Below are 13,219 nucleotides of genomic sequence, written 5' to 3'. Positions count from 1 at the left end.
GAAAATATGGATATGTGATTTTAATCATCGCATTTAGGTAATTCATAAAGCTGTCAAATTAGCGACTAAATTCTGTCAAATAATTTTTTTTTTAAAAAAGTACTTGAAATATTATTGAAGTATAATATAATCAATCTATAAAATTTATTTCGACTTTTTAGAAACTTCAAAATCGATGACGAGAAGAGTAGCTTGTAATTCTTAGACTTTAGAGAGCCGGCGGGTGGTGAAAGCCGGTGTCAGGACGCAAGTGAAAATCATCTCCGAGATGCAGGGCTGAAAAACCAAGTAAGCTCTGCCGGACCGCCTGCCGTTACAATAGGACACGTATGATGGTACGTTGATCGAGAGCCGCAACTGTTTTTTTGTGTTGCGGAAGTAGGGTGGTTACGCGAGCATGCTCGTCCCTATCCATAGGGACGGGCTTTTTGTATTGTTTTTAGAAAATCGTCAAAAGGGAGAGAGAGTTATGAAAAAGAAAGACACACTATTTGTTGGACTCATGCTATTTTCAATGTTTTTTGGTGCAGGCAACCTCATTTTCCCACCCTTTTTGGGAATGGGCGCAGGAACTTCCTTCTGGCCGGCGATTACCGGGTTTGTTGTAACAGCGGTTGGATTGCCTTTACTTGTTTTGGTTGCAATTTCCCTTGTAAAGGACGGCGCTAATACTTTAGGCAACCGTGTTCATCCATGGTTCGGGACCATTTTTACAATCGTTGTCTATTTATCAATCGGACCATTCTTCGGGGTTCCACGCAACGCCAACGTCGCTTTTGAAATGGGCTTCAAGCCGTTTTTGGGAAATGGTTCTGTTAGCCAGACCGTTCTCTTATTCGGTTTTACGGCAGTATTCTTTTTACTTGTTTATTTATTAAGCTTAAATCCATCAAAAGTGGTCGACTATATGGGCCGCATCATCACACCTGCATTGTTATTGTCAATTGTTGTTTTGTGTGTATTAGGATTTGCAAAACTTGATAAACCGCTTCAGGCTCCGTCTGAAATGTATCAAACAGCGTCACTTTTTAAAGGCTTTATCGATGGCTATTCCACCATGGATGCCTTAGCAGCGCTAGCGTTTGGGATTGTAATTTTAACTGCCTTGAAACAAAAAGGTGTAACTGAGAAGAAACAATTAACGGCTTACACTCTTAAAACGGGTATGGTTGCTGGTGTGGCACTGGCACTTGTATATGTTGCTATCGGGTTCCTTGGTGCAAAAATGGCGGCTTACGGAACATTTGATAACGGTACAGCATTGTTATCAACTGCTTCTACTATTGTCTTAGGCAGCAGCGGCAAAGTTCTGCTTGGTCTAATTTTTACACTCGCTTGCTTTACAACCTGTGTCGGCTTGACAATCGCTTGCGGTCAATATTTTTCAAAAATACTGCCAAAGCTAAGCTACCGTTTTGTCGTAACTGCTGTAACGATTCTTAGTTTCTTGATTGCTAACCTAGGCTTGAACCAAATTATCGCCGTTTCTGTTCCATTCCTTGTAATGGCATACCCATTAACAATCGTTCTTGTCGTACTGGCATTCTGCCATCGCCTCTTCGGCGGTTCCCATAAGGTATACGCAGGAGCCATGCTGCTGACTGGACTTGTCAGCCTGTATGACGGCTTAAAAATGTTTGGTCTTGAGTCAAGCGTTCTAAACCATTTAATGAGCAAGCTTCCATTTGCCTCTGTTGGTTTAGGCTGGGTTGTTCCAGCTTTGGCCGGTGGTTTGGCCGGGGTTGTTTTGGAAAAATTAAGTCGTTCATCCTCTTCGAATGAGGAATTACAATTAGAAAAAGCTTCTTAATTAAAAAGTAGATGCCAGCGGGCCTTAGAACCGCCGGCATCTTTTTTTCGTTAACCTTCTTTATACCTGTTTTTCGGATGAAATGATGGGAACAATGGAAAAATATCAGTATTTATGTTATGAATAATAAGTAGATACGATGAAAGAGGTTGAAAAGGATGGATAATCAAACATCTAACTTTATTAAGGATATAATGATAAAAGATTTGGAATCAGGCAAGCACGACAAAATCGTGACCCGCTTCCCGCCTGAACCAAACGGCTATTTACATATTGGCCATGCCAAATCCATCATCTTAAATTTTGGCTTGGCGGATGATTTTAACGGACTGACTAACTTGCGCTTTGATGACACGAATCCATTAAAAGAAGATATTGAATATGTAAACTCTATCAAAGAGGACGTCAAATGGCTCGGCTTTGAATGGGACGACTTATTATTTGCCTCTAACTATTTTGAGGAAATGTACAACCGCGCTGTCCTGCTAATCAAAAAAGGGCTTGCTTACGTTGATGACTTAAGTGCAGATGAAATTCGTGAATACCGAGGAACACTGACTGAGCCTGGTAAGGAAAGCCCGTATCGAGATCGTTCCATCGAAGAGAATCTTGACTTATTTGAACGGATGCGTGCTGGTGAGTTTAGTAACGGTGAAAAGGTGTTACGTGCCAAAATCGATATGGCTTCGCCAAATATTAACCTGCGCGACCCGGTTATTTACCGGATTTCTCACGCCACACATCATAATACAGGCGATAAATGGTGTATCTATCCGATGTATGCATTCGCTCATCCGCTCGAGGATGCGATTGAAGGAGTTACCCACTCTATCTGTACGATTGAATTCGAGGATCAGCGTCCACTTTATAATTGGGTTGTTGAACAATGTGAGATGGAGAACACACCGCAGCAAATCGAATTTGGCCGCTTGAATTTAACCAATACCGTAATGAGCAAGCGGAAGCTGAAGCAGCTAGTTGATGAAGGGTTTGTTGATGGCTGGGATGACCCACGTATGCCGACCATTTCCGGAATGCGCAGAAGAGGCTTCACCCCTGAGTCTATCCGGGCGTTTGTTCGTGAAACGGCTGTTACCAAAAATAATGCTACAGTTGATGTGGAAATGCTCGAGCACTTCGTCCGCGAGGATTTAAAATTAAAGGCGCCGCGGACAATGGGTATTATTAATCCATTAAAAGTGGTCATCACCAACTATCCAGAGGGACAAATTGAGCTTTTGGATGCGGAAATCAACCCGGAAAATCCGGATATGGGGATGAGGAAAATTCCATTCTCCCGTGAGATTTACATTGAGCAGGATGATTTTATGGAAAACCCGCCAGCAAAGTACTTCCGCCTCTTCCCTGGCAATGAGGTCCGTCTGAAGCATGCGTATTTCATTAAATGCGAGGAAATTGTCAAGGATGCAGATGGCAAAGTGGTTGAACTGCGCTGCACCTATGATCCTGAAACAAAGAGCGGTACGGGCTTTACTGGCCGAAAAGTAAAAGGAACTATTCACTGGGTCGAAGCGGCACATGCCGTTCCTGCTGAGTTCCGTCTTTACGAGCCGCTGATTTTAGATGAGACCGAGGAAGATGAAGGCGCGACTTTCCTTGACAAGGTGAATCCAAATTCGCTGGAAGTGCACCAAGGCTATGTTGAGCCAAACATGAAGGAATGCCAGCCGCATGACAAATTCCAATTTTTCCGGCATGGTTATTTCAATGTTGATCCGAAGGATACCGCGTATGGTGAAAAGCTTGTGTTTAATAGGATTGTTTCCTTGAAAAGTTCGTTTAAACTTTAACAATAAAGAGGCTGCCCCGCATTTTTGGGGGCAGCCTCTTTATTTCAATCTGATTATTTAATTCGCTGATATAAACTGACGATTCGCTAATCCGTTGATATAACCGAAAAATCCGCTGATATTCTTTAAAATTCGCTGATATAACCGATAAATCCGCTGATATACTTAAACCCACATTCTTTAATCGTTGGATATCGGCACTTCCAGAATGATTTTCGTGCCGATCCCCGGTTCAGTATTAATTGACAAGGTGCCGCCGACTGAACGAGCCCGTTCATCCATACTAAACAGCCCGACTCCTGGAGACTGGTTCCCAAGATCAAACCCTTTCCCCTTATCTTCAACCATTACTCGGACAACATTGTCTATTTCCCTTACTGTTACGGAAGCATCCAAAACCTCGGCATATTTACGAATGTTTGTCAGTGCTTCCTGGATAATTCGGTAAATCGTCAATTCAATGCTGATGTCAAGGCGCCGGTTTAACGCGCAATCGAAATAGACGTCAATATTATAATGATTGGAATACCGAGAAAGATAAGAGCGAATCGCCGGAATTAAACCTAGGTCATCCAAGACAGAAGGCCTTAGTTCCCAAGAGATTTCCCGGATTTCTTCAATTAATTGGGTAGCTTCCTCCTGCATCTGCTGCAAGAGCGGATGGTCCATCTCCGACAAAAGGCGGTTAATGGTAATCAGGTGACTGTAGAGGTTTTGTCCGATTCCGTCATGAAGATTCCGTGAAAAACGCTTTCTCTCCTCCTCTTGGACATCGATGATCCGTGCCATCATTTTTTGCAGTTCCTGCTCGACCCGCTTGCGTTCAGTAATTTCATAACGTATTGCCAAATACTGATACGGTCTTCCCTTATCATTTAAAAAAGGAACAATCGTCGTATCGACCCAATAATAGGTCCCGTCTTTGGCTTTATTACAAATCTCGCCCTTCCACACCTGACCGCTGCCAATTGTTCTCCACATCTCTTTAAAAAATTCTTTTGAATGATGTCCCGAATTGATGATACGGTGATCCTGCCCAATCAGTTCTTCCCTTGAAAATTTAGATATTAGGCAAAACTGGTCGTTAACATATGTAATCATCCCCCTCGCATCGGTGATGGCAACAATTGAGGAGGCATCAAGGGCAAATTTGTAATCCGTCAATTCATTTCTTGTTTGCTGTAAATCCTTGTCCATTTCCATCCCCCGCATCAAAATAAATGCTCCTTTAATAGCTGTTCGAGAGCTTGGGCAGATTCAGCCACCTTTTCCTGCTCCTCTTCTGCAAAGAAGTACTCCTCTCTTTTTCCGATAAGGAGCACTCCCTTTGGTATGCCACTAAAAAATAAAGGGACCGCATAGGTAGCCACAAGTTTTTCAGCAAGATTAATGGGATAATCCGTCACTTTTCCTATGATGGAGTTTGGAAAATTTGTAATCATCATAGAGCTGCCGCTTGATATAATTTTTCCTGCGATTCCTTTTCCGAAACGGACCGTTATTCGTTTGTATTTATCGTTTAAATTTCCGGAAGCGTAATGCCACCTGACATCAGGACCTGATTCATTTTGCAGGGCAAGCCCGACAAAATCGCAGCCGATCTCAGCTCTTAACCGCTCACAAACATTAAACAATTCTGGGAGTTCCCTTAACTCTGACATCTACGCACGTTCTCCTTAAATGCCATATCCCAATAGCCCCTTCCTAACGGCATATTCGACCAGCTCAGGCCGGGTTTTCATTTGCAATTTTTCCATCAGATTGCTTTTATGGGTTTCGACCGTTTTGACACTGATGACCAACTGTTCGGCAATCTCTTTATTAGAGTATCCTTTGGCAATAAGAGTAAGCACTTCTTTTTCCCGCTCGGACAACAGATTGTACGTATCATTGCCATCCTGTTTTACGCCTGCTAAGTATTCCTCCATCAGGCGTTTTTGTGCAGACGGATGCAGGTAGGCATCTCCTTTAGCCACAGATTCAATTGCCGACATTAATTCATCATGCGGGGCGCTTTTTAAAATACAGCCGCTGGCGCCGCCTTGGATGGCTCTGAACAGGTATTCCTCGTCATCATGCATCGTTAAAATTAAAATATTCACTTCAGGCATTTGCTTTTTTAATTCCATTGTTGCGGTAAGTCCGTCTTTTCCATGCGGCATGCTTAGGTCCATGACAACCACATTCGGCTTTAGCTTCAAGGCTTTTTTGATGCCTTCATTGCCTTCAGATGCTTCTCCGACTACTTCCATTTCAGGATTCGTTTGAAGCAGCATTTTCAGGCCGCTTCTTACCACGGCATGGTCATCTACCAACAGGATTCTTATCAATGTAAACTCCCCTTTAATTCGATAATGGAAGAGATATTTCTATCGATGTTCCTTCTCCTATTTTAGAGGATATCACACACTTGCCGCCAATCAGAAGCATTCTTTCCTTCATAGCCGCGAGCCCTGAAGAAGGTTCATTTCCTTGGAACTCTTCAGGCTGGAATCCTTTCCCGAAATCACGGATGGTAATCTTTAGTTCAGATTCTTTCCAGAAAAAATTCATTTTTACAATGGCTGTATCTGCGTACTTTGCAATATTGGTTAATGCTTCCTGACATACACGAAATACGGCAATCCGTTGTTTTTCCGAGATTAATTTTCCCTCACCGCTGGACTTTACCTCCACGATTATGCCAAATGTGGAGGTATAACATCCAATATAGCTTTTCATGGCCGGTAACAATCCAAGTGTTGTCAGGGCAGGCGGATGGAGTTCGACAGAGAGCAATCTAAGTTCCTGGATTGTTTTTTCAATCAGCAGGTTCATTTCCCTCATGTAGCTTTTCTTAGACGAGTCCTGTTCTCCTGATGCGAGAAACTGTAAGCCTGTTAAAATACTATATAAGTTCTGGCCGACCCCTTCATGCAGTTCATGCGCAATTCTTTTGATTTCCTCTTCTTGGGAGTCAATGATATATGTGCAAACATTAGGGTTTGTTCTTAATGAATCCATTTTTACCTGCCCTCCTGTCTTCTAATTCTCAATTTAAATATATCTCGAGTCTCATTTTAAACCGATTGGCGGTTTAAAAAGCTTATAAAAAAATTCAGGTTCTCTTAGAAGACCTGAACCTTTTTAAACGTATAGGTTAAACCACTTTCCTCATCGGCAGCCGACCACAAACCAGCAGACTCCGTTACTTGGCTTGCCAAAGGCACTGCCAAAAAGTAAAAATCATCAAAATAGAAGCGGAGATGGGTTCCATCCGGGCAAAGCTGAACCTTTTTTATCGATTTGCTCACCACAGGGGCCTGGTCCCCGCCATCCCGGTCCTGAATGGCAATTTCAACTTCAGCACCGGCGAAACGCTCCTGTATTTTCTTACTATCAATGGACGCCACAGCTATTACATCCTCTCTCAACAGGGTAGATGAACATCTTGTAGCCTTGCAGGTACTCCCAAAACTTCTCTCCCGCGTTTTCCTCGATAAACTTAATCGTTTCGTCCTCGGACACCCAACTGCTCATCCCTTTAATTTCAGCAATCACCATTTCGGCACCTTCAACGACCTTTTCTTCGAGATACCAATTTAAACGTTTCTTGGCAAACAGCGATTTCAGCAGTTCGTCAATCTCCCCAGAAAATCCACCGGCCTGCGGGCGAACAAAGCAGAAATCAATATACGTTTCACTAGTCATTGACATTCACACCTTTTTTATAAATGATGAATGCAACTGGGAATAAGACAACATTCACAACAGCAGCGATGATGGTGTTTGTGTAATTTTCGTAAAAATATTGATGCACCATGTATTGAGTAAAAATAATGTTTAACATCAGTACCACAAGCAGCAGGCCGACAGGGATATAACTACGCTTCATAACGCTTCACCCCCACGGCATATACAGCGCCGTTTTCCACTTTCACATGGATTTCAGGCAATGGACGTCTCGGCGGGCCGGCAATTGGTGCGCCTGTTTCAACATCAAATTTTCCGTGATGGCAAGGACATAGCATCTCGCCTTCATCCTTTTGCCAAAAAACAGGACAACGCAGGTGTGTGCAGGCATTTTGGTAGGCGACAAATTTCTTTTCCGATAAGCGAATCAGAATGGCGCTGTCGTGCTCGCCAGGAAAATGAAAATCAACAGCGTCGCCTACAGGAACCTTATCTAAATCAGCAATTTTATGTTTCGGATATTTTTTATCTTCTAAGCGGTTGAGCTCCTTTGCCGCCATGACTCCCCAAGGCAGTGATGAAACGGCGAACACTCCAGCGGCACCAACCAAGGTCTTCATGAAACCGCGGCGGTCCAACTTTCTTTCGTTATTTCTATTAATATTGTGAGTATAGTTATCTTCATTGAACGGGATTTTATTATTTTTATCGTTCATGGTAATCCCTCCTAGAACAGTTTAGTGACGCCCTGCAGGATTCCAGGGAGATTCACACGTACGTTAGTTTCGCCTTCTAAATATGGCATGCTGGTTACCCATTTGCCATTATCAAGATTAAATTGTTTTTGTTTTGCTTCGATTTCTTCGTCTGTTAGCCATTGAAGTGTATTGGATGGACATACGCTCGCGCACATTGGCGGGATACCGTCCTTGGTGCGGTCAATACATAGGTCGCACTTATACATTAAATTCTGCTCTGTATCAAACTTCGGTATTCCATATGGGCAGGCAATGGTACAGTTTTGGCAGCCAATACATTTTTCCACAAGAGCCGATAACACGGCTCCTGTTTCGTGGATTTGAATTGCCTGAGCTGGACAGCTTCTTGCGCATGCCGGATTCACACAGTGAAGGCACATAAGCGGCATTGTCTGCCGGTTCTTAAGCGGATTTACATCGTAAACATAGTTGCGGTTGCGCTGTTCGTGTCCGCCGCACTGTGTGCAGGCAGCCAAGCAGGAACGGCATCCTATGCAATTTTCCAGTTCAAGATATAACCTCTTTTTAACCACTTTATTGCACCTTCTTCATTTCTAGTTTTTCAATCTGTGCGGCACAAGCCTTGAATTCCGGCATTCTTGAAATGGGATCAAGAGCGGCAATTGTTAATAGATTGATAGATTTCTCGTGACCGAAATGGTACGGCACGAACACTGTATCCTTACGAATGGCTTCGGTAATTTTCACTTTATATACAGCCTCTCCTCGGCGAGTATAAAGGCGGACATATTCTTCATGTTCAATATTATATTTTGCAGCTGTTTCCGGATGAACCTCAACATATGGCTCCGGACACATATCACGCAAGAATTGAATGCGGCGTGTTTGGTTACCAGATAAGTAGTGGAACACAACACGTCCGGTCGTTAAGCGCAACGGATATTCCTCATCTGGCTCTTCTGCAGGCGGGCGGTATGGCAATGCGCAAATTTTTGCTTTTCCGTCTGGATGATAGAACTTCTTATCTAAAAACATATGTGGAGTACCAGGGTCCTTTTCATCACGGCAAGGCCAGAACACACCGTCTTGCTTGTCGATTTTATCCCAGGTAGCGCCGTAATAATCAGCGTATCCACCTTTTGAAGCTAAACGGAATTCATCTGCTACATCTCTGGCTGTTTTTAAGTGGGAGAAATATTTTCCCCTGCCAAGTTTTTCGGAAAGCTCCACTTGGATTTGCCAATCAGGCTTTGATTCGCCAAGCGGCTCTTGTGCTTTATTGATTTTGATAATCCGTCCTTCAAGGTTGGTAACCGTTCCTTCGTCCTCAGACCATGTAACTGTTGGTAGAATGACATCAGCAAACTCTGCAGATTCTGATAGATAGAAATCGACACAGACCATAAAGTCTAGTCCTTTTAAAGCCTTACGTACAAAGTTTTGATTTGGCGCGGATACTGCTGGATTAGAGCAAAGCAGGTATAATCCGCGAATGGTTTTTTGATCCATTAATTCAAACATTTCATAAGCAGAAACACCTGGCTGCGGCATTTCTTCTGGGGTGATTCCCCATACTTTGCAAACTTCCTCAACATGCTTAGGGTTTGTAATCTTTCGGTAGCCTGGGAGCAGGTCAGATTTTTGGCCATGCTCACGGCCGCCTTGACCGTTTCCTTGGCCGGTAAATGTTGCAACACCTGATTTCGGACGGCCGATTTTCCCAGAAACTAACGCCATGTTGGTGTAACCAGAAACGTTGTCGACCCCTTTATGTTGCTGTTCGATGCCGCGTGCAAACATCACGACTGCGTTTGGCGCTTTACCATAAATCTCCGCAGCACGGATAATTTTTTCAACTGCAATTCCTGTAATCTCGCTTGTATATTCAGGAGTAAATTCTTTGACTAATTCTTTTGTTTCTTCAAAGCCATTTGTGTGTTGGTTGACGAATTCTTCATCAACATAGCCGTTTTGGATCAATAGGTTCACAATACCATTAGCAAGTGCCAAGTCTGTTCCCGGTCTTAAATCCAAGTGAACATCGGCACGTCTTGCAATAGGGGTTTCACGTGGGTCGGCAACGATCAGATAACCGCCTCTTTCCTGGACGTTCCAAACGCGGAACATCGAAGTTGGATGGCATTCTGCCGTGTTGCTTCCAGCGATGAACAAGCAATCTGTATCATGGATATCGGTCCATGGTAATGTCGAACCACGGTCAACGCCGAATGAGCGAAGGAATCCGCCGGCTGCACTGGACATACAGAAACGTCCGTTATAATCGATATAGCGAGTTTGCAAACCCACTCTTGCAAACTTACCTGTTAAATAGCATTTTTCATTGGTCATTGATACACCACTGAAAACAGACAATGTATCTTTGCCGTATTTCCCTTGCATCTCTTTGAATTTACGAGCGATTAACTCATACGCTTCATCCCAGGTTGCTTCACGGAACCCTTTGTCTGTTCCTTTTAAGGAAGCATCGTCACGGATTAACGGTCTTAAGATGCGGTCTGGATGGTTCGTCTGCTGGTAAGCAGTAACCCCTTTCGGACACATTTTTCCGACCGTAACCGGCCATTCATAGCGAGGCTCAACCCCGATAATTTTGTTTGTTTTTGTATTTACGCGTAAATTCATCCCGCACTGCATGCCACAATAGGCGCAGTGTGTTTTTATTAAGGTTTCATTTGGATGACGTACGTTTTCGATTTCTCTAAAAAATTTATCTTTTGGGGCTTTTTGGTTAACCTCTTGCATTCTGATTTGCCTCCTTGACCTTCACTTGATGGGTAGGGAATCCTGAGAATCTGGCGATACGGTACTTTCTGCGGCATGGCAGGCACAATTCCGCAAGATTAAAGCCGTCTTCCATGTTGAACTCCATGTTGTTGGTTCCCAATACTTCTCTAACGTCGTTCGATTGTTCGACTGATACAAATTTATCTCCGCACACTTTACATTCTTTCATATGCTGTTCTCCATAATGTTCACGGTAGTTTCTAGCAAATACGCTCATCGGACGGAACGGAATATGAGCAAGCTTACCAAATGGCAGATAGATAAGCGTTACAATGACTGAAAACTGGTGGATCAGCGACATTTGCGGCTGCATCCATCCATGTAAGAATACGTTTTGGACTGTCAATAATAGACCAGTTACTGAAATAAATAGCAACATATAGAGCGGCAAGAAATCGTACATGAATTTTTGCTCTGCTCTTGCCTGCATATTTTTCATGCGGCGGTAAAGCGCCATGCTGACACCTGAAATCACCATAATGGCTGAGATGTTTAAAGCGTTGTAAGAGAACCAAGCAATGATGCCATCTGCTTTAATCCGTATCAAGTTCATTCCCATTAAGACGACTGTGTAATAGCCATTTCCATCCATATTGAAGTACATCCAGCTGAACACGAGCGGGAAAGTAACTAAACAAGCAAGCACACAGCCCCACCCAATTAATACGTGCTGCATCCAGCGATAAAATCCGCGCTTTTTGATGAAGTCGTAAATCGCTAAGTGGCTTACTGCTGTTTTTGGTGTGCTTTTTCTAAAAAGCAGTTTTAAGCCCTTTTTAATGATAATTTTGGTTGGCGGTCTTTCTCCCCAAGAGATGAAGCGGTAAAAGAAACCTCCTATGAAAGTAATCGTTCCTACCATATATCCATAAAGGTTTAAGTCGATATGTGTAAACATTCTTGTTCCGATAAACACCAAAATCGCAAGTCCGGCTACGCTTAAAAACATTGATTTGGCAAAATGGGAAGCAAATGCATTATTGACGGTATTATCCCGTTTTTTCGCCGATTGAATAGTTGACTCCATTTTCTTGATCCTCCCTAAAAAAAATAACACTATCGTTTTCTTACTGTTATTGTAAGAAAAACGGCAGTGTTATCTTTATCAGGGAACTCCCCCATCTAAGGGGGAAAAAACCCTTAACTATATCGTTTTTTGACAAAACTTCGTCACATTTGCTTTTTGATGTACTTTTTATGCCATGAATAAAGAAGCAACACAAGCCCGATTATTAATTGCAGCGTGGACAAGGATGCATCCCAGAAATGATAGGTGGACGGTCCATAGCCAAAACAGTGGTGGATCGTAGTCATTGCATATAACATTTGCGGGAGATAATAACCAAAAAATAACGATAACGTAAGCCCTACACCCAACACATAAAATACGGTATAAGTGATAATCGTCCGCTTTTCTTCTTCAAATACAACCTCAGGTTGTCGGGCAGGTTTTCTAAATCTAAACCAGTTTCGAAAAACCTGCTGGGCATTTTCCATAAGATTGTAAATACCCGTCGAGTTTTCAAATACATAATATAAATCTGTTTTCATATAGATGCAGCACTGATAAATCATCCGAATAAAAGCATCTAGGACAATTACCTTCAGCACACTCAGGAAAATCTCTGACCCGTCTGCGAAAATCAACTGACCCAGCAGTGCTGCAAAAAGAACGAACGTATCAAAACAAAGCCCCGCCAAATATAAAACATTTCGATCTTTTGAAGGTAGTTTCCAAACAAATGACATATCTGTTTCGAAAACGACAAGGAAAAGGCGGTGTCCGATGGTTAATTTCGTGGGAAGCTGGTAAGCCCTCATGGCCAGCACATGCCCAAATTCATGAAGCAATACAAAGCAGAAGGATAAAACGAGCCATGCCGGGATATTCAGCACCATTAAGTCAAAAATAAAAATATCCTTAAAATTTGGAAATAAAGATGGATGGGTTAGAAAAAGGAAAACGTTGATGATAAATAAGGCTGCGTAAACAGTATAAGCCGCTTTATTGAAAAAGAATTTTCCCAACTTAGGAGAAATCCACTCAAATCCAAGGGGATCTTGCTTCTTTATTGGGGCAGCGAGTTTCACACCATCCATTTCGACAACCAATTGCAGTTCGAGAAGCTGTTCGGCAAAATCGAGTAAATCGACCTCATCATGAGGATACTTGCTTTTAAGCCGGCTTTCAATTTCACCTAACTGATAGCCTTCGTTGATTAATTGAATCGCATCGATACAAACCTCCGGCATTTCATAAAATTCCCCGGAGTTGGTATCTTCAACGATATAATTCTTTTTATCTTTCCTAATTTCAATTGGGACTAATACGAGATGTGAATGGAGTGTAAGGTTCATTTTTTTACACCTTTAATCTGTTATTTTTCAATAAAGAAGGATGC

The 13,219-nt window shown here is 42.7% G+C and carries 14 protein-coding genes and 1 other annotated feature; of the genes, 2 read left to right on the top strand and 12 right to left on the bottom strand.

The window, feature by feature from the left end; genetic code table 11:
• Positions 1-166 precede the first annotated feature (166 nt).
• Positions 167-412: a binding site (T-box leader), on the top strand.
• Positions 413-469: 57 nt separating this feature from the next.
• A complete protein-coding gene (gene brnQ, locus V5M37_RS05470; protein ID WP_423801123.1) occupies positions 470-1,810 on the top strand; it encodes a branched-chain amino acid transport system II carrier protein in 1,341 nt (446 codons plus the stop codon).
• A 158-nt stretch (positions 1,811-1,968) separates the two neighbouring features.
• Positions 1,969-3,621: a glutamine--tRNA ligase/YqeY domain fusion protein gene (locus V5M37_RS05465; RefSeq protein WP_213146538.1), complete on the top strand. Its 1,653-nt coding sequence runs from the start codon at positions 1,969-1,971 to the stop codon at positions 3,619-3,621.
• A 180-nt stretch (positions 3,622-3,801) separates the two neighbouring features.
• On the opposite strand, the gene V5M37_RS05460 is transcribed toward V5M37_RS05465, so the two are convergent.
• The 12 genes from V5M37_RS05460 to V5M37_RS05405 all read right to left on the bottom strand — a co-directional run bounded on the left by V5M37_RS05460 (position 3,802) and on the right by V5M37_RS05405 (position 13,175).
• Positions 3,802-4,818 carry a PAS domain-containing sensor histidine kinase gene (locus V5M37_RS05460; RefSeq protein WP_423801122.1) on the bottom strand — a complete coding sequence of 339 codons (1,017 nt, stop codon included), beginning with the start codon at positions 4,816-4,818 and terminating at the stop codon, positions 3,802-3,804.
• Positions 4,819-4,832: 14 nt separating this feature from the next.
• Positions 4,833-5,282, bottom strand: coding sequence for a GAF domain-containing protein (locus V5M37_RS05455; RefSeq protein WP_423801121.1), 450 nt, complete (start codon positions 5,280-5,282; stop codon positions 4,833-4,835).
• A 15-nt stretch (positions 5,283-5,297) separates the two neighbouring features.
• On the bottom strand, positions 5,298-5,951 hold the full coding sequence (locus V5M37_RS05450) for a response regulator (protein WP_277398200.1): 654 nt from the start codon (positions 5,949-5,951) through the stop codon (positions 5,298-5,300).
• 13 nt (positions 5,952-5,964) lie between these two features.
• A complete protein-coding gene (locus V5M37_RS05445) occupies positions 5,965-6,624 on the bottom strand; it encodes a sensor histidine kinase (RefSeq protein WP_423801120.1) in 660 nt (219 codons plus the stop codon).
• Between the two features lie 104 nt (positions 6,625-6,728).
• A complete protein-coding gene (locus V5M37_RS05440; protein ID WP_423801119.1) occupies positions 6,729-7,013 on the bottom strand; it encodes a hypothetical protein in 285 nt (94 codons plus the stop codon).
• Entirely contained in the window at positions 7,000-7,311 is a 312-nt protein-coding gene (locus tag V5M37_RS05435) for a hypothetical protein (protein WP_213146535.1), read from the bottom strand. Before V5M37_RS05435 ends, V5M37_RS05440 begins: the two co-directional genes overlap by 14 nt.
• Positions 7,304-7,495: a hypothetical protein gene (locus tag V5M37_RS05430; RefSeq protein ID WP_213146534.1), complete on the bottom strand. Its 192-nt coding sequence runs from the start codon at positions 7,493-7,495 to the stop codon at positions 7,304-7,306. The genes V5M37_RS05435 and V5M37_RS05430 overlap by 8 nt, the downstream gene beginning before the upstream one ends.
• Positions 7,485-8,009: a ubiquinol-cytochrome c reductase iron-sulfur subunit gene (locus V5M37_RS05425; RefSeq protein WP_423801118.1), complete on the bottom strand. Its 525-nt coding sequence runs from the start codon at positions 8,007-8,009 to the stop codon at positions 7,485-7,487. The genes V5M37_RS05430 and V5M37_RS05425 overlap by 11 nt, the downstream gene beginning before the upstream one ends.
• 11 nt (positions 8,010-8,020) lie before the next feature.
• Positions 8,021-8,584: a 4Fe-4S dicluster domain-containing protein gene (locus V5M37_RS05420; RefSeq protein WP_213118184.1), complete on the bottom strand. Its 564-nt coding sequence runs from the start codon at positions 8,582-8,584 to the stop codon at positions 8,021-8,023.
• A gap of 1 nt (position 8,585) precedes the next feature.
• Positions 8,586-10,775 carry a molybdopterin oxidoreductase family protein gene (locus tag V5M37_RS05415; protein WP_423801117.1) on the bottom strand — a complete coding sequence of 730 codons (2,190 nt, stop codon included), beginning with the start codon at positions 10,773-10,775 and terminating at the stop codon, positions 8,586-8,588.
• Positions 10,762-11,844 (bottom strand): hypothetical protein, encoded by a 1,083-nt coding sequence (locus V5M37_RS05410; protein WP_423801116.1) that lies wholly within the window; start codon positions 11,842-11,844, stop codon positions 10,762-10,764. The genes V5M37_RS05415 and V5M37_RS05410 overlap by 14 nt, the downstream gene beginning before the upstream one ends.
• Positions 11,845-11,987: 143 nt before the next feature.
• The gene (locus tag V5M37_RS05405) at positions 11,988-13,175 is read right to left on the bottom strand and encodes a hypothetical protein (protein ID WP_423801115.1); all 1,188 of its coding nucleotides are present in this window, start codon (positions 13,173-13,175) and stop codon (positions 11,988-11,990) included.
• Positions 13,176-13,219: the final 44 nt, after the last annotated feature.

This window comes from Neobacillus sp. SAB-20_R2A (assembly GCF_049568635.1).
GTDB lineage: Bacteria > Bacillota > Bacilli > Bacillales > Cytobacillaceae > Neobacillus > Neobacillus citreus.
Note: the sequence above shows the minus strand (reverse complement) of the source record. Positions and strands in the feature narration are given on the sequence as shown.

Coding starts and splice junctions, on each gene's coding strand:
- brnQ (WP_423801123.1), top strand. CDS start 470: ATGAAAAAGAAAGACACACTATTTGTTGGACTCATGCTATTTTCAATG.
- V5M37_RS05465 (WP_213146538.1), top strand. CDS start 1,969: ATGGATAATCAAACATCTAACTTTATTAAGGATATAATGATAAAAGAT.
- V5M37_RS05460 (WP_423801122.1), bottom strand. CDS start 4,818: ATGGACAAGGATTTACAGCAAACAAGAAATGAATTGACGGATTACAAA.
- V5M37_RS05455 (WP_423801121.1), bottom strand. CDS start 5,282: ATGTCAGAGTTAAGGGAACTCCCAGAATTGTTTAATGTTTGTGAGCGG.
- V5M37_RS05445 (WP_423801120.1), bottom strand. CDS start 6,624: ATGGATTCATTAAGAACAAACCCTAATGTTTGCACATATATCATTGAC.
- V5M37_RS05435 (WP_213146535.1), bottom strand. CDS start 7,311: ATGACTAGTGAAACGTATATTGATTTCTGCTTTGTTCGCCCGCAGGCC.
- V5M37_RS05430 (WP_213146534.1), bottom strand. CDS start 7,495: ATGAAGCGTAGTTATATCCCTGTCGGCCTGCTGCTTGTGGTACTGATG.
- V5M37_RS05425 (WP_423801118.1), bottom strand. CDS start 8,009: ATGAACGATAAAAATAATAAAATCCCGTTCAATGAAGATAACTATACT.
- V5M37_RS05415 (WP_423801117.1), bottom strand. CDS start 10,775: ATGCAAGAGGTTAACCAAAAAGCCCCAAAAGATAAATTTTTTAGAGAA.
- V5M37_RS05410 (WP_423801116.1), bottom strand. CDS start 11,844: ATGGAGTCAACTATTCAATCGGCGAAAAAACGGGATAATACCGTCAAT.
- V5M37_RS05405 (WP_423801115.1), bottom strand. CDS start 13,175: ATGAACCTTACACTCCATTCACATCTCGTATTAGTCCCAATTGAAATT.